12 protein-coding genes are annotated in these 16,427 nt (G+C 35.8%); 7 read left to right on the top strand and 5 right to left on the bottom strand.

The window, feature by feature from the left end:
* A partial coding sequence (locus ACY651_RS19655; RefSeq protein ID WP_462255213.1) for a carboxypeptidase-like regulatory domain-containing protein occupies positions 1-614 on the bottom strand: 614 nt, incomplete at its 3' end.
* 50 nt (positions 615-664) lie between these two features.
* On the opposite strand from ACY651_RS19655, the gene ACY651_RS19660 reads away from it, so the two are divergent.
* Positions 665-1,576 (top strand): hypothetical protein, encoded by a 912-nt coding sequence (locus tag ACY651_RS19660; RefSeq protein ID WP_462255214.1) that lies wholly within the window; start codon positions 665-667, stop codon positions 1,574-1,576.
* Positions 1,577-1,627: 51 nt separating this feature from the next.
* Here ACY651_RS19660 and ACY651_RS19665 read toward each other — a convergent pair whose 3' ends face one another.
* From ACY651_RS19665 to ACY651_RS19675, 3 genes are all read right to left on the bottom strand, one after another.
* Positions 1,628-2,044 carry a lysozyme inhibitor LprI family protein gene (locus ACY651_RS19665; RefSeq protein WP_462255215.1) on the bottom strand — a complete coding sequence of 139 codons (417 nt, stop codon included), beginning with the start codon at positions 2,042-2,044 and terminating at the stop codon, positions 1,628-1,630.
* A 5-nt stretch (positions 2,045-2,049) separates the two neighbouring features.
* Positions 2,050-2,697 (bottom strand): ribulose-phosphate 3-epimerase, encoded by a 648-nt coding sequence (gene rpe, locus ACY651_RS19670; protein ID WP_462255216.1) that lies wholly within the window; start codon positions 2,695-2,697, stop codon positions 2,050-2,052.
* A 178-nt stretch (positions 2,698-2,875) separates the two neighbouring features.
* Positions 2,876-3,667, bottom strand: a complete 792-nt coding sequence (locus ACY651_RS19675) for a tetratricopeptide repeat protein (RefSeq protein ID WP_462255217.1) — start codon at positions 3,665-3,667, stop codon at positions 2,876-2,878.
* Between the two features lie 103 nt (positions 3,668-3,770).
* Here ACY651_RS19675 and ACY651_RS19680 point away from each other — a divergent pair, with 103 nt between their 5' ends.
* Positions 3,771-4,886, top strand: coding sequence for a TolB family protein (locus tag ACY651_RS19680; RefSeq protein ID WP_462255218.1), 1,116 nt, complete (start codon positions 3,771-3,773; stop codon positions 4,884-4,886).
* Between the two features lie 49 nt (positions 4,887-4,935).
* Positions 4,936-5,694, top strand: a complete 759-nt coding sequence (locus ACY651_RS19685) for a M12 family metallo-peptidase (RefSeq protein ID WP_462255219.1) — start codon at positions 4,936-4,938, stop codon at positions 5,692-5,694.
* A gap of 4 nt (positions 5,695-5,698) precedes the next feature.
* Here ACY651_RS19685 and ACY651_RS19690 read toward each other — a convergent pair whose 3' ends face one another.
* Positions 5,699-6,193: a metallophosphoesterase family protein gene (locus ACY651_RS19690; RefSeq protein WP_462255220.1), complete on the bottom strand. Its 495-nt coding sequence runs from the start codon at positions 6,191-6,193 to the stop codon at positions 5,699-5,701.
* A gap of 208 nt (positions 6,194-6,401) precedes the next feature.
* On the opposite strand from ACY651_RS19690, the gene ACY651_RS19695 reads away from it, so the two are divergent.
* From ACY651_RS19695 to ACY651_RS19710, 4 genes are all read left to right on the top strand, one after another.
* Positions 6,402-7,559, top strand: coding sequence for a homogentisate 1,2-dioxygenase (locus ACY651_RS19695; protein WP_462255221.1), 1,158 nt, complete (start codon positions 6,402-6,404; stop codon positions 7,557-7,559).
* Between the two features lie 81 nt (positions 7,560-7,640).
* The gene (locus ACY651_RS19700) at positions 7,641-8,048 is read left to right on the top strand and encodes a hypothetical protein (RefSeq protein ID WP_462255222.1); all 408 of its coding nucleotides are present in this window, start codon (positions 7,641-7,643) and stop codon (positions 8,046-8,048) included.
* A gap of 220 nt (positions 8,049-8,268) precedes the next feature.
* The gene (locus tag ACY651_RS19705; RefSeq protein WP_462255223.1) at positions 8,269-11,703 is read left to right on the top strand and encodes a T9SS type A sorting domain-containing protein; all 3,435 of its coding nucleotides are present in this window, start codon (positions 8,269-8,271) and stop codon (positions 11,701-11,703) included.
* A gap of 270 nt (positions 11,704-11,973) precedes the next feature.
* Positions 11,974-16,410: a T9SS type A sorting domain-containing protein gene (locus ACY651_RS19710; RefSeq protein ID WP_462255224.1), complete on the top strand. Its 4,437-nt coding sequence runs from the start codon at positions 11,974-11,976 to the stop codon at positions 16,408-16,410.
* Positions 16,411-16,427: the final 17 nt, after the last annotated feature.

Here is a 16,427-nt window from a genome sequence, read left to right on the forward strand (position 1 = left end):
TAGAAATTAATATTCTTTGCCATTTCGGGGTTAATAAAACTTAAGCCTTCCTGCTGGCCGCTGCGTACCAGGTACGGACGAAAAATTTCAAAGTCGTTGATGTAAATTAAATTTTCGTCGTAGTTGCCGCCACGTACACTGTACTGCGAGGTGAGTTCGTTATTGCTGCCTACCAGTATTTTTATTAAACCTTCTACACCGCCAATGGTACTGGGCAATGCCAGTGCATTTTTAGGATTTATTTTTACCAGGCCGGTTTGGTTACGCTGGTTATCGTCGGTTACAATTATGGCATCTAAAACTTTTCCGCCTAATTCCATTTGTATTATAGCGGTTTCTTCTTCGTTGCTGCTGAGATAAAAATTCTTTTGCACTTCTTTATAACCGCTGTAAGAAAATACTAAGGCAAAGGCTTTGCCGGAAGGAACGGTTATTTTAAAATAGCCACTGTCGTTGGTAATAGTACCAGCAGAGCGGCCTAAAATAACTACCGATACATTTTGTAATGGTTTTTCATTTTCATCAATTACTTTGCCTGTAACAAAAGCTGTTTTTTTTTGGGCGGCGGCAGTAATGCTGATAATGGTAAACAGGAATGCCAAAAAAATTCTCATGCCATGAAGTTAGTTTATTTTATATTTATGCAAATTAATTAGCTATAAAAATGTATAAGATAATAAGATTTGCCGCACTGCTTTTTTTTGTAACAACCAGTTGTAACGAAAATAAAAAAGCAGACGAAGGAAAAAAGATTGTTAAAGACAGTAAAAAACAAAGTACTGAAGACTCGTACAGTACCGATACCATGTACCAGGCATTGCCGGATATGCTGCAGGATTTATCTGCTTCCACAAATATGCAGGAGCTGCTTACGCAAAACTGGATTTTAGATGATGATAAAGAAGCGCTGGAAGTGGCAAGCGATGGCAGCGCTTTTGAAATGCCGGTGAGAAGTTTTTCGATGGCATCTGATTTTGCCATTGTAAAAAATATACGCAATGCCATGGATAATGGCACCTGGAAATTTGATGAAGCAAACAAAATACTGACTTTAAAATACACCAATGGCAGCAGCGATATATATAAATTAAGGGCACTGGCTGCTAATGAAATGAAGCTGACCAATGTGGGTATTAAATCGGAAACTGTTTTAACTTTTGTATCGGATGCAAAGCGGTATAAAAATGCTGCTGATGATCCGTTTTATATAGCCAATAATAAATGGCGCATTAAACCCCGGGCATCCGAAAGTGACGTTGCCATTAAGCAACGCTTAAAAGATAACCTGCGTTTCTTTATTTTATTTTATAAAGATGTTATTGCAAGAAAGGCTGTTGCTGCTTCGTTTTATGGGTTGCCTTCGTGTTTGGAATGGTATGCCGGCCGTATCAGTATTCAAAACAGGAAAGAAATTTCAGAAAAATGGAAGGGTTGTTTTTATAATAATGCTGAAGCTATGAAGGCTTATGATATGATGGACAATGTAATTTCTAAAAAAATTACCTGGCCAAAAGGCACAACCAACTGGCTGAAGAAAAATTTATTTGCACTGGAACAAATATATCAGAATTTATAGGGCTTTTAATTGTGTACAAAAGGGGAAATTTAAATTACCCGGTCGGTGCTTTTAATTTTGCGTAAGTGTTTCGTAATATGCAATAAGTTCTTTTGCTCTTAACCTTGTTATTTGCATTCTCTTATCAGCAATTAATAAATTCCACAATGAGCCATCCTTTTTACTAAAAACATCAGTAAAGAAATTTACTTCCTTTTCTTTGTATATTAACCACTGCCTTTGAGAATCTCTGCATTTTTTTTGTTCAGATGTATCTAATTTAATGAGCAAGAGTTTGTAATATTTATTTAACTCTTTATCCCAATCTGTTTCGGCCTTTTGTAAACAATTTATCATTCCTGCATCACTTACATCTTTTGCAATGCATTTCTCCAGAGTACTATCAATTTTATACTCTTTTGTCTGGGCTTTTACAAATGTGGTAGTAAAAATAATTGTAACAAAAAATAAAAGGAGTTTAATTTTCATTGGTACTATAAAGCTTTTAATTGTGCAATTGTTGCGATAGGATCCGCAGATTTAAAAACAGTATTGCCTGCTACTAAAACATCTGCGCCTGCATCAAGTATAGCTTTTGCATTAGCTAAAGTTACACCGCCATCAATTTCTATTTTTACATTTAACGATTGTTCGTCAATCATTTTACGCAGTTGTTTTATTTTAGTGAGGGTGTACGGAATAAATGATTGCCCGCCAAAGCCCGGGTTTACACTCATCATACAAACCAAATCAATATCGGCTAAAATATCTTTTAAACTTTCTACCGGTGTATGCGGATTGATGGCCACACCTGCCTGCATGCCCAATTCTTTTATCTGCTGAATATTGCGGTGTAAATTTCTGCAGGCTTCAATATGTACAGTTAAAATATCGGCACCGGCTTTTTTAAATGCTTCGGCATATTTTTCGGGTTCTTCAATCATTAAATGCACATCACAAACTTTGGTGGTGGCTTTGCTGAAAAATTCTATCAACATCGGCCCAAAACTTATGTTGGGTACAAAGCGGCCATCCATTACATCTAAATGAAACCAGTCGGCCTGGCTTTGGTTTAGCATATTGCATTCGGCTTGTAAATTTAAAAAGTTAGAGGCAAGGAGGGAAGGGGCGATGATGGGCATTGTTGAATGTTGAATGTTGAATGTTGAATGTTGAATGTTGAATGTTGAATGTTGAATGTTGAATGTTGAATGTTGAATGTTGAATGTTGAATGTTGAATGTTCTATTTGCAAAGCTAACTATATAAAAAGAATGCACAAATTATCATACTCTTTAAACTTTCAACCATCAACTTTCAACTATTTTAATTTAGCCAATGCATCTTTTGCTTCCACAAAATCAGGATTACAGAGCAATGCAGTTCTGTAACTTTCTATAGCATCATTGGGCTTATTTAATTTTTCGAAACAGCGGCCCATCCAGTAATAACCTTCATCAAATTTATTTTGAAGTGTAACCGCTTTGTCTAAAACTTTCAGCGCTTCTTCATATTTTCCCATGTCATACAACGTAATTCCTTTTTCACGGTAAGCAAACATGAATGTGTAATCCAGAGCCAGGCAATTATCAAAAAAAGTTATGGCTTTTTGTTTATCTCCAATAGAACTGTAATACAAACCTTTTATTAAATTGGCTTCTTTATCCGCCTTTGCATTTTTACCAATTATTAAAGCGTCGGCCATTGCCAATGCCATATTGTTTTTTGTTTTTGCGTACAACCATCCCAGAGACATGATAAACTGCGGATCAGGAAAAATATCAATGGCTTTTTGGTAAGATTGTATTGCATTGGCAGTATCATCCTGTAAAAGATATAACTCGGCTTTTTTATCCCACAGCCTGGCATCGGTACTGTCAATTTGTATGGTTTTATTAATCTCTGCAATGGCTACATCAAAGTTGCCGTTATCCTGGTAATATTGTATCAGTGTTTCTCTAAGTAATAGCGAATCCGGATATTTATCAATTGCATCTTTCATCTCTTTTTCCTGCACTGGAATTTGCTGTTGGGTAACCGGTTGTTCTTTTACTGCATTATTGCAGGAAGAAAAAATGATGATGGCTAAAAGAATACTTACTGTTTGCTTCATAAAATATATTGGCGCAAAATTAAGTGATAGTTACAAACCTCATGACATTTTTCTGACAATTAAATCTATCAGCTTGCTAACTTTGCTGCATAAACAGATTTTAATGAAAAGATTAACCCTTAGTGCAACATTCTTATTGGCAGTAACTATTATAATAAGTTCTTTCAAAATTAATTTTCCTACTCACGTCTTACCACTTGCCACTCACTTTTCCGATACTATTCTTTTTCCCGGAGAAAAACATTTTACCAACGTACAGCAATTAACTTATGGCGGCGATAATGCCGAAGCCTATTTTAGTTTTGATGGTAAATGGATTATTTTTCAACGCACCAATCCTAAAGAAGGTATTATGTGCGATGAAATGTTTATTGGTAAAGTGCCTGTAAATGGCGAAAAATTTGAACCTAAATTAATAAGCAATGGTAAAGGCAGAACAACCTGTGGTGCATTTTTAAAAGATGGTAAACATGTGGTGTATGCCAGCACACATTTAGGTGCCGACACTTGCCCGCCTGTACCCGACAGAAAAAAATACGGCAACAAATACATTTGGCCTTTGTACAACAGTTACGATATTTTTCAGGCCGACCTTAATGGAAAAATTGTAAAGCAATTAACCAAAAGCAAAGGGTACGATGCAGAAGCTACCATTTCTCCCGATGGGAAAAAAATGCTGTACACCAGCACAAAAGATGGCGATATTGATTTATATATTATGGATTTAAAAACCGGTAAAGAAAAAAGAGTAACCAATCTTTTAGGGTATGATGGTGGTGCATGGTTTAGCCCCAATGGCAAAAAAATAATCTGGCGTGCCAGCAGGCCTAAAACTGATGCCGAAATAAAAGAGTATAATGAATTGCTTGCCGAAAATTTGGTAGCTCCTACAAATATGGAAGTATATATTGCCAATGCCGATGGCAGTAATGTAAAGCAGGTCACTAATTTTGGCAATGCCAACTGGGCACCGGCATATATGCCCGATAATAAAAGAATAATTTTTGCCAGCAACCATCAAAGTAAAAGAGGTTTTCCTTTTAATTTATTTATTATTAATGAAGATGGGAGCGGACTGGAAAAAATATCTGCAGAAAAATCTTTTGATGCCTTCCCCATGTTTAGCCCCAATGGAAAAAAGATTATTTTTTGCAGCAACCGCAACAATGGCGGCACAAGAGATACCAATATTTTTATGGCCGATTGGGTAGAGCAATAAAGAACCGTTTCGGCACGTTTTTCGTAAGTAAAGTTTTAAAATCATACTTATGAAACATGCTATTTTAGTTTTTTTGTTGGCAATTATTTCGGTTAATAATTTTTCCTGTAAAAAGAGTGATACTATTACCGGCCTCCCCTCCATTAACAGCGATAATAATAAACAGGTTGGAGCATCTGCAAACGATTTGTTAAGTGCCACAACTTATACTTCAATAAAAATAGAAATTCAATATATGCCCGGCTTTGCACCGGATGCGGCTTCATTAAATAATCTTACAGCCTTTTTTAATACTTTGGTAAATAAACCCGGTGGTGTTACTATTGTGCAAAGTGCAATTACCGGTTCGGGTAAAACCGTATTATCATTAAATGATATAGCCACAATAGAAAAGAACAATCGTACAGCCTATACATCGGGCAGCCAGTTGGGGGTTTATTTTTTATATACCGATGGCGGCTACACCGAAGGAAATGTTTTGGGTGTAGCTTTTAGAAATACCTCCATGTGCATCTTTGGTAAAACAATCCACGATAATTCGGGTGGCATAGGCCAGGCCAGCAGAACAAAATTAGAGTCAACTGTTTTAGAGCATGAAGCCGGGCATATTCTTGGCTTAGTTGATGTTGGAACCACTATGCAAACCAACCATAAAGATGCAGCGCATGGCAGCCATTGCAATAATACCAACTGCCTGATGTATTATGCATCGGAAACTACAGATGTGCTGGGCTTTTTAATTACAGGAAGCATTCCGCCATTGGATGCTAATTGCAAAGCAGATTTGAAAGCGAACGGAGGTAAATAATTTTTTATTTACTTCCTAATTCTATCACTTCACAATCTTTCATTTCTTTTCCATCAATGTTAAAACGGATAAGTGTACGCACTTTATGCCAGCCCTGTTTACCTGCGGCACCGGGGTTCATGTGCAGGCACTGCAATTTCTCATCAAACATAATTTTTAAAATATGGCTGTGGCCGCTAATAAAAAGTTGTGGTTGATGAATGAGTAATTCTTTTTTTGTTTCTGGATTATACCGTGGCGGATAACCACCGTTATGCCGCATCATTACTTTTACTTCTTCGCACATAAAAACCAATTGTTCAGGAAACTCAGTTCTTATATCCTGTCCATCGATATTGCCATACACACCTTTTAAACTCTTTTTCTCCTTTAGCCTCTTAGCCAATTCTCCCGTACCAAAATCCCCGGCATGCCAAATTTCATCGCAGTTTTTAAAATGCTCAAAAACGGCTTCATCTAAAAAACTGTGTGTGTCTGATATAAGGCCAATCCGTTTCAAATATGTTTTGTAAATTTGATGCAATCTAAAATCAGAAATCGAAAATCAGAAATCTGTTTTATGCCTTTTCACCGCAATTTCACCTATTATATTGATAAGCGCAACTGGAAATATATTTTCCTGCTGGCTTCATTAGCCCTTTGCGTCAATTGATATTTTTCTATGGAATCTATTATCGATTATTCATTATAAATTATTCATTAAAAATATGTCTCACTATTATACTTTAGGAAAAATCCCTCACAAGCGCCATACACAATTTCGTAAACCTGACGGAGGTTTATACAGCGAACAATTATTTAGTACCGAAGGTTTCAGCAACGATTATTCTTTGCTTTACCACTGCCATCCGCCAACACAAATAATAAAAACTGAGCCGCAGGTAGATGTTAGTCCGCAAATAGCCGAAGAAAAAATGCTGCAGCACCGCTGCTTCGAAGGCTTTACTATAAAACCAGCTAAAGATTTTTTACAAAGCCGCATACCGGTTTTGGTTAACAGCGATTGCCATATTGTACTGGCATCGCCACAGCAAAGTATGCAGGATTATTTTTACAAAAATACTGACGCTGATGAAATGATTTTTGTACATGAAGGTAGCGGCACGGTACATACGCAGTATGGTGAATTAACTTTTGGGTATGGCGATTATATTATTTTACCAAGAGGAACCATTTATCAAATTGAATTTACGGATGAAAATAACCGGTTGTTTATTGTAGAATCATTTTCGCCTTTGCGTTTTCCTAAAAGGTACATGAGTAAATACGGGCAACTGCTGGAGCATTCTCCTTATTGCGAAAGAGATATCCGTACACCGAAAAATTTAAAAACCATTGATAAAACCGGCGACTTTTTAATTAAAGCAAAAAAGAAAGGTATGCTGTATGGTTTGCATTATGGCACACATCCTTTTGATGTGGTAGGGTGGGATGGATGCTGTTACCCGTATATTTTTTCTATTCATGATTTTGAACCAATAACCGGAAGGGTACATCAACCGCCACCGGTACACCAAACTTTTGAAACCAATGCGTTTGTAGTTTGTTCCTTCGTGCCGAGATTGTACGATTATCATCCGGATGCCATACCGGCACCATACAACCACAGTAATATTGACAGCGATGAAGTAATTTATTATGTGGATGGTGATTTTATGAGTCGCAAAAATGTAACCCGTGGCATGATAACATTGCATCCTGCAGGTATTCCGCACGGGCCACATCCCGGGGCAGTGGCTAAAAGTATTGGCGCCAAAGAAACTAAAGAACTTGCTGTAATGGTAGATACATTTCATCCCTTAATGCTGACAAAGCAGGCTTTAGATATAGAAAATGTAAATTACATTATGAGCTGGGCGGAGTAGCTGGAAGCTCCTGCTTTCAGTATTTAATATCTTTTTTCAAAAAAAAATACTACATTTAGTTTTAATAAAAACGAAAGCTTTATGATAAAATTTAATGAAATTAAAGTTGGCGATTATTTATTTGCCGATAACGATGGCGATAAAAAACAGGGTGAAGTAACTGATTTAAACGGTAACGAAAAACAAGTTTGTGTTAACACCGGCACTCAGGATTTTTGGTACGAAACCGAACAGTTAAGCCCCATACCATTATCTGATGAGCAGTTAACAAAACTTAAATTTCAAAAGCAGGATAATGAAGATGGTACTGTAAAATATATGAAGGGAGCTTTTAGAATGCTGTTGCCGGAAAAAAATAGTTTTTCAAAATTTGAAATTTGGTACAGGGATGAAAGAAGGCATATTGTACAACCCATTTCATTACATCAATTACAAAATCATTTTTATGATATGACCAAGGTGCATTTAAACGATGAAGCTTTTGGTTGAATAAACTTTATAATATTAAACAGGAAGGGTTGCTATTTGTAAAAAAATGCAACCCTTTTTTATGTAATCAAGTCTTGAATAATTGCAGATAGGCCGGATTTTGATATAGAGCAAAAAAGTCATGGGATCTTGTATAAATATTTGAGTTAAAGGGCCCTGTTTACAATTTTTGGCACTTATCTGCGTTTACCCGTTTAAGTAATTACTAAAATCCGTTTTTATGAAAAAATTCTACCCTTTTGGAGTAGCTTTTTTTGTGGTTTTTGCAGCAATGCTTTTGCCTAAAGTTATTTTTGCGCAAGACTGCAGTACATTAACTGCAACTTATGTAATCTCCGAATCCCGGTGTGCCTCAACAGGCACTATTCAAATAAATGCAACCGGCGGTTCTGGTAATTATAATTACAAGGCTAATGGCCCTATCACCATCAATTATACTACAAACAGCCTTTTAACTGGTATGCTACCAGGCAGGTACCTGATTACAGTAAAAGATATAAATACCAATTGCATTTACAATCAGGATAGTGTAACAGTAACGGGTAACTACCTGGCACCAAATTTTACAATGGTGGCAACCGGTGTAACCTGTATTAATGGAAATAATGGAATAATATCAGTATCGGGGCAAACTAACGGAAGGTCTCCATTTACTTATAAAATTATTGCCCCATCGGCTTCAGGAGTGGGAACGATTAGTACAGCAGGAAATTTTACAGGATTATTAAGTGGTAGTTACTTAATACAAATGAGTGATTCCTGCGGCGCCATTCAAACCCGTAGCATCATAATAGAAAATTATTCCTGGATTATTAATACTTATACTGTTACTAAAATAGGCTGCGATACAATTTCTGTTACTTTTAATCTTACAGACAGTAAAGGCAATGCGACACCCAATGCTGTTTTTAATGGGTTTTTATATGGCGCATCTGTAACAACTGGCGATACAAGTTGGTTTACTACCAATACTTTTAAATATTACAAAGCAAAAAAACGCTCAGTAAAATTATTTATAAAAGACCCTTGCGGTAATATAAAATCCGCTGTTTGGACAGATACAGCTATTCCAGGCGTAAGTTCAACAGTGTCTATTTCAAATAAAGTATGCTCCACTTTTACTGCTACCATTACCGGCAAAGTAAATTTAACTGGCGCATCATACTGTATTTATGATAACAGCAATGTTTTAGTAGCTTGTAATACAACAGGTATTTTTAATGCCTTACCTTACGGCAGCTACTGTATTAAAATAACAGAGCCCTGTTACGATACAACAATCAATCGTTGTTTTACGGTTGCCCGGCCTGTACCATCAGTTGATGCAAGTGTGCAAATTGCAAGGTTCTGTAATTCTTTTACAGCAACGGTTACAGGGCAAACAAACCTTAACAGCCCTAACTATTGTTTGTATAATGCGGCCAATGTTTTATTAAGTTGTAATGCTACAGGAATTTTTTCAAATTTAGCTTATGGTACGTATTGCATTAAAGTAGCCAATAGCCCGGCCTGTTATGATACTTTAATTACCCGATGCTTTACGGTAAATAAGCCAAGGCCTTCTATTAATTCAGTGGTAGCAATAAGTAATTTAACTTGTGCCACATTTACCGCTACTATTAAAGATACAGCCAATTGGAATAGTCCGCAGTTTTGTTTGTACACGCCGGCGCACGTTTTAATAATGTGTAACAGCACTGGTGTTTTTAATAATTTGCCTTATGGCAGTTATTGTATAGATGTGGTGAATAATCCGGCTTGTTATGATACCACTATTACCCGTTGCTTTACTGTAATAGCGCCAAAGCCATCGCTAAGTGCAATGGTTACTGTTAGTAATAAAACCTGTGCTACTTTTACAGCAACAATCACCGGGCAAACCAATATTAATAATCCGCTGTATTGTTTATATAACAGTGCAAATGTTTTAGTGAGCTGTAATGCAACAGGTATATTTACCGGTATCCCATATGGAAGTTATTGTATTGATACAAAGAATGATGCAGCTTGTTATGACACTACTATAAAAAGATGTTTTTCAGCAGCACAAAATGTATTAAATATAAGTTTATCTGCAAACAGGTCTTGTAATGTAATTGGGGCATCGGATATTAAAGTTGGTATAACTTCCGGCACGCCGGGATATTCCATTTCATTATATGCTCCATCGGGTGCGTTTATGCAGTCGCTCAGTACAAGCGGTACAAGTGTTACCTTTTTAAGTATTCCAAATTTGGATGCACCCTTGATGTATAAAATAATTGCAACGGATAATTGTAACAATAAAGACACTGATTATGTTGCGCCTAAAGTGTATAGAGCAAACAGGTTGATTACTACTGCTGCCAAATGCCCATCTGCAGCTTCTCCCAATGGGGCATCGGATGTGGTTATAAATATTGCTGATAATAATATCGGGGGAAGTATTGTGCCTAAAATAATAAAAAAGAACAGTTCAGTTGTTTCTGTTAATGCGTCCTCCAATGCAGGCTATCAATACACTTTTTCCGATCTTGCCCCTGCTACTTATATTTTCGACACTTATATTACTGATTGTAATAAACATTTGTATGACACAGTAACTGTAAATATTTATATTTTCCCATCGTTAAATGGCACCAATGCTTACCAGTGTGATAACAATGGTTTTAGCGTAAGTGTAAATGCTTTTGGCGGTAAGGCGCCTTATATGTATGAAATTTTCGGGAGTTCGCCTTCTTTACCCGCCATTATTACAAGCCCACAGGCCAGTACCGTTTTTTCAATCAATAACGGATCTAATTACTCCCTGATACGCTTACGTGTAGTTGATGGATGCGGTAATGCAAGTTTACACGACGCCAGCATATTGCCACTGGCTAATTTTTCGGCCTTTTCAGATTCTATGGAATGTTTCAATCATAGTTTAACATTAAGAACAGATTCAATAGCAAACGCAGATTACACCTGGTATAAAAGAGTTCAACCAGATGACAGTGTAATTGTTGGTACAGGTACGTCATTACATTTTTCAAATCTTTTACCATCTGATACCGGTAGGTATTTTTGCAGGATCGTGGTAAATAATGGTTGTCTTATAAAATATGCCAATTATGTTTTAACAGGTTTTTGCAGGGGTGTTCTACCCATTGATATTACACTAACAGGTATAAAAGAGAATGATGGTAATAAACTATATTGGAATGCAGGTTCTCTTAATGTAAATGAGTATATTTTGCAAAGTACTTCTAATAGAAATTACGGTTATCAGGATATTGGAGTAATAAAAAATAATGCAGCTAATATATATTCATTTGCAGATAAAAACCCTGCAAATGGCATTAATTATTACAGGCTGAAAGTTAGTAATCTGGAAAATAAAATTGAATATAGTAATACTGTTTCGATAAAGAATGCAAAATTCGATATCAGCTTTTATCCCAACCCGGTAAATAGTGTACTGTATATCTCAATATCAGATGTTTCAAGTAAAAATTATGCCATTGAAATGTATAATATAGAAGGCCAAAAAATGATGTCTAAAACATACAATAATATACAGAACGCTGTAATAAACTATCCCAGAAATTCAATGATTACACCAGGGGTTTATTCCTTAATAATTACAGAGTTAAAGAGCGGAGAGAAACAAACTTACAGAGTGGTGTATAAGTAGTAAAATAAAGTAAGAGCAAAGATTTATTTATTAAAGAGATGTTTTTATTATTCCAATCAATAAAAATAATTTTAAATGATAGTAAAAACACTACACTAAGGATAGTAATTTTTCGAAAAAAAAATACCCACAAACTCATTATTTTTTTGCCTGTTATTGTAAAAGTATGCCTGCAAAAGGCATTAAATCGGATTAAATAGAGTATTGTTTTAATTCGAGCAATAAGTTATTTGATGTGACGTTAAAATTTAGAACTTTAATCCATACCGAATGAAAAAACTCTACTTAACGGGTATTATTACGCTTGCTTTAATAGTTTCTTCACTTCTTCCAAAAGTTGGTTTTTCACAGGCTTGTAATACTTTAACCGCAACATATAGAACAACTGAATCCCGTTGTGCTGCTTCAGGCTCAATCCAAATTAATGTTTCCGGAGGATCCAGTAATTATGAGTACAAAGTATCGGGGCCTGTTAATACAATTTATACTCCCAGTAATATTATAATCGGATTACCTGCAGGTAATTATTTGGTAAGCATACAGGATATTGGTTTAAGATGTTTTTATGAGAGAGACACTGTTACTGTAGATGGTGGTTACAGAGATCCTAATTTTACATTAACTTCTACCCCGGCTACGTGTATTGGTATAGGCAATGGATCAATAACGGTTGCCTCAGTAAAATTTGGCAGGCCGCCATTTATATTTGAAATAGTTACACCCTCAGTTTCCGGTATTGGCACAGTGAGTACAACAGGAAATTTTACAGGATTAATGAGTGGAAATTATTTTATCCAGCTAACTGATTCCTGCGGTACAACTGTTGTTAAAGATATAGTTGTTCAAAACCTGAATGGTAATTGTTGCGATTCACTAATAGCCGATTATATTACTACTGAATCCCGTTGCGAAGCTACCGGCACAGTGCAAATAGATGCAAAAGGCGGATCGGGAAATTATCTGTATATGGCAACTGGCCCTGTTAGTACACCGTTTACTTCCAGCAATCTTATAAGTGGTTTATCTCCGGGCAGGTATCTGATAACAGTAAAAGATATTGTTACCGGCTGTGAATACGCAAAAGATAGTATTACCATTGATGGTGATTATATAGTTCCCAACTTTACTTTAGATGCAACAGACGTAACCTGCCCTAACGGAAGTGACGGTACAATAACGGTTATCAGTCAGCAATATGGAAGAGCGCCATTCTCTTACAAAATTATTGCACCTTCCGCTTCAGGTATTGGCACAGTAAGCGTTCCGGGAATTTTTACCGGTTTAATAAACGGTAATTATTTTATTCAGTTAAGTGATTCCTGCGGTGCTATACAAACAAGAAATATTTCTATACAGAATTATGATTGGATAATAAATAATTATACTGTTACAAAAATTACCTGCGACAGTATAGCCGTAACAATTAATTTAAAAGACATTAAAGGTAATGTTACTCCTCATCCAATCTTTAACGGATTTTTTTATGGGGCATCAGTTACTCCCGGAGATACAACATGGTTTACCACTAACAGTTTTAAATATTATACCGGTAATAAAAATACTGTAAAATTATTTGTAAAGGATTTATGCGGTAATATTAAATCAGTATCATGGACGGGTTTATATCCAATACCTTCTGTATCGCCTGTTATTGCAATGTCTAATATGGCTTGTTCTACTTTTACTGCTACTGTTACAGGGCAAATAAATTTAACTGCACCACTATATTGTATTTACGACAGCAGTGCGGCATTAATTACATGTAATGCAACTGGTGTTTTTAATTTGCTTCCTTATGGTACCTACCGTATTACAATTAAAAACAGTTGTTACGATACAACAATTATCAGAACGTTTACAGGAATAAAACCCATACCTTCTGTTAATTTGAATGTACAAACTTCCTGTAATGATTTTACGGTAACAGTAACAGGGCAGCAAAATCTTTATAACCCTAATTATTGCCTTTACGATTCTGCAGATGTTTTAATTGCCTGCGATTCAACCGGTGTCTTTCAAAATCTTCCCTTTGGAAATTATTGCATAAAAATTATTAATGATCCTGCATGTTACGATACAACAATAATACGATGCTTTACTGCTAACCGGCTTGTGCCATCTGTAGATGCAACAGTTACAATAACTAATTTATCATGCTCAACTTTTACAGCTTCAGTAACAGGACAAACAAATTTATTTAACCCTACTTATTGTTTGTATGCTGTGCCTCGGGTTTTAATAACCTGTAACACTACAGGCGTGTTTGATAGCTTACCTTACGGCAGTTATTGTATTGATATTATTAGCGACTCTACCTGTTATGATACTACAATAACACGTTGCTTTACTGTAAACAGGCCTGTACCATCGGTTGCACCCAACGTACTAATAACAAATTTAACCTGTACAACATTTACTGCAACTATCGAAGGACAGATAAATACATCTAACCCACAATATTGTTTATATACACCGGCGCATGTACTTATTATGTGTAACAGTACAGGTGTGTTTAATAATTTACCTTATGGCAGTTATTGTATCGATGTTATAAATGATTCCGCCTGTTACGATACAACTATTGTGCGATGCTTTACAGTTGGGCCACCCATTCCTTCAATGGATGCGGCAGTAACTATAAGCAACAGGGGCTGTACAAATTTTACTGCAACTGTTACCGGCCAGGTAAATTTAAGTAACCCTCAGTATTGTTTATATACTCCTGCACATGTGCTTATTATTTGTAACAGCACGGGTGTTTTTAATAACATACCTTATGGCAGTTATTGTATTGATGTTGTAAATGATTCCGCCTGTTACGATACAACTATTGTGCGGTGCTTTACAGCCACAAGGCCGATACCTTCTGTAGATGCCTTAGTTAAAATAACTAACAAAGCCTGTTTAACATTTACAGCTTCGGTAACAGGGCAGGTAAATATCAGCAATGCACAATATTGTATTTATGATAACTTAAATGTGCTGTTGAGCTGTAATACCACGGGAGTTTTTACAAATCTTTCTTACGGCAGTTACTGTATAAAAGTAGTTAACGATTCTACCTGCTATGATACATTAATAAACCGTTGCTTTGTAGAGAATGTACCTGTTGCAGATATATCAGTATCAGCAAGAAAATCATGTTCTGTAATTGGCACATCCAATTTAAGGGTTACCATAAATTCAGGCATACCATCTTTTACGATTTTGTTATATTCTCCGTCGGGAACACTTTTGCAAACTGCTACAACCAGCAGCACCACTTATACTTTTGCTAATATGCCCCAACTGGCGACACCGTTACAATATAAAATTGTTATAACAGATCAATGTGGCAGCAAAGATTCGGTAAGTATTGCACCCGTTATAAGTGTTGCAAACAGGGTAATTACCATTACACCTAAATGCCCTTCGGGTGTGTGGCCAAATGGATCATCGGATATAATCGTAAATATCAACGATAATAATATTGGCGGAAATATAATTCCTAAAATTATAAAAAAGGATGGCGTATCTGTTTCAATAAATGCTTCTTTAGTTACCGGGTATAAATATACTTTTTTAGATCTTGGTCCCGCCACTTATGTTTTTGATACTTATATTGAAGATTGTAATAAGCATTTGTACGATACGGTTGTAGTAAGAATTTATATTTTCCCTATTTTGTCTGGCTCCAATGCCTATCAATGCGATAATAACGGTTTTAGTGTAAACGTAAATGTTGCAGGTGGCATAGGACCTTATACTTATGAAATCATTGGCAGTGTGCCTGCATCACCCAGTATTGTTACTGCACCGCAGGCAAGCCCTGTTTTTTCAATTAATAATGGTACCACTTATTCTTTAATAAGATTACGTGTAACTGATGGATGTGGCAATGCAAGTTTATATGATGTGAGTGTTTTGCCACTGGGTAATTTTTTAGTTTTTGCAAATGCACCCGAATGCTTTAACACCAGCATTTCCCTCATTGTAGACTCTATAGCAAATGCAACATATACCTGGTATAAAAGGATTGTGCCAAACGATAGTATGATTGTTGGTACTGGTTCTGTATTAAATTTTCCTAACCTTACTATTGCAGATACCGGAAGATATTTTTGCAGGATAGTAGTTAACAACGGCTGTTTAATACGATATGCCAATTATATTTTAACAGGTATTTGCGGCGGGGTTTTGCCAACAGATATCACACTGTCCGGCGCAAAACAAACTGACGGACATAAACTTTTTTGGAATGAAGTTAACCCTGATGTAAGTAAATATGATTTACAAAGGAGTACTGATAACACAGTTTACAAAACAATAAAAAGTTTTGTAAACATTACAGGTTCGTCAAACAGTTTTACAGATAAGGAACCTTTTACCGGCAATAATTTTTACCGGTTAAAAATTATTACAGCAAATAATACTGTTAAATACAGTAATACAGTGTTGATAAAAAATACAAAATTCGATATCACACTTTATCCCAACCCTGTAAAAGATAAGTTATTTATTTTATTAAAAAGCAATACGCCAAAAAACTATGCTGTTGAAATTAATAATGTTTTAGGCCAAAAAATTGCTGCTAAAATTTATTATAATATTCAAAACCGGGTAGTTGAGTTTGAAAGAAGTGCAGCTGTCAGCAATGGAATTTATACTGTAACGGTTATTGATCTGTCGAATAATGAAAAAGAAACTTACAGGGTTATTTACAGGTAATTGATTTGCTCAGTTTT

Source organism: Ferruginibacter sp., assembly GCF_031391665.1.
GTDB lineage: Bacteria > Bacteroidota > Bacteroidia > Chitinophagales > Chitinophagaceae > Ferruginibacter.

Excerpts from the sequence above, each read along its gene's own strand:
- ACY651_RS19660 (WP_462255214.1), top strand. The coding sequence starts at position 665 with ATGTATAAGATAATAAGATTTGCCGCACTGCTTTTTTTTGTAACAACC.
- ACY651_RS19665 (WP_462255215.1), bottom strand. The coding sequence starts at position 2,044 with ATGAAAATTAAACTCCTTTTATTTTTTGTTACAATTATTTTTACTACC.
- rpe (WP_462255216.1), bottom strand. The coding sequence starts at position 2,697 with ATGCCCATCATCGCCCCTTCCCTCCTTGCCTCTAACTTTTTAAATTTA.
- ACY651_RS19675 (WP_462255217.1), bottom strand. The coding sequence starts at position 3,667 with ATGAAGCAAACAGTAAGTATTCTTTTAGCCATCATCATTTTTTCTTCC.
- ACY651_RS19680 (WP_462255218.1), top strand. The coding sequence starts at position 3,771 with ATGAAAAGATTAACCCTTAGTGCAACATTCTTATTGGCAGTAACTATT.
- ACY651_RS19685 (WP_462255219.1), top strand. The coding sequence starts at position 4,936 with ATGAAACATGCTATTTTAGTTTTTTTGTTGGCAATTATTTCGGTTAAT.
- ACY651_RS19695 (WP_462255221.1), top strand. The coding sequence starts at position 6,402 with ATGTCTCACTATTATACTTTAGGAAAAATCCCTCACAAGCGCCATACA.
- ACY651_RS19700 (WP_462255222.1), top strand. The coding sequence starts at position 7,641 with ATGATAAAATTTAATGAAATTAAAGTTGGCGATTATTTATTTGCCGAT.
- ACY651_RS19705 (WP_462255223.1), top strand. The coding sequence starts at position 8,269 with ATGAAAAAATTCTACCCTTTTGGAGTAGCTTTTTTTGTGGTTTTTGCA.
- ACY651_RS19710 (WP_462255224.1), top strand. The coding sequence starts at position 11,974 with ATGAAAAAACTCTACTTAACGGGTATTATTACGCTTGCTTTAATAGTT.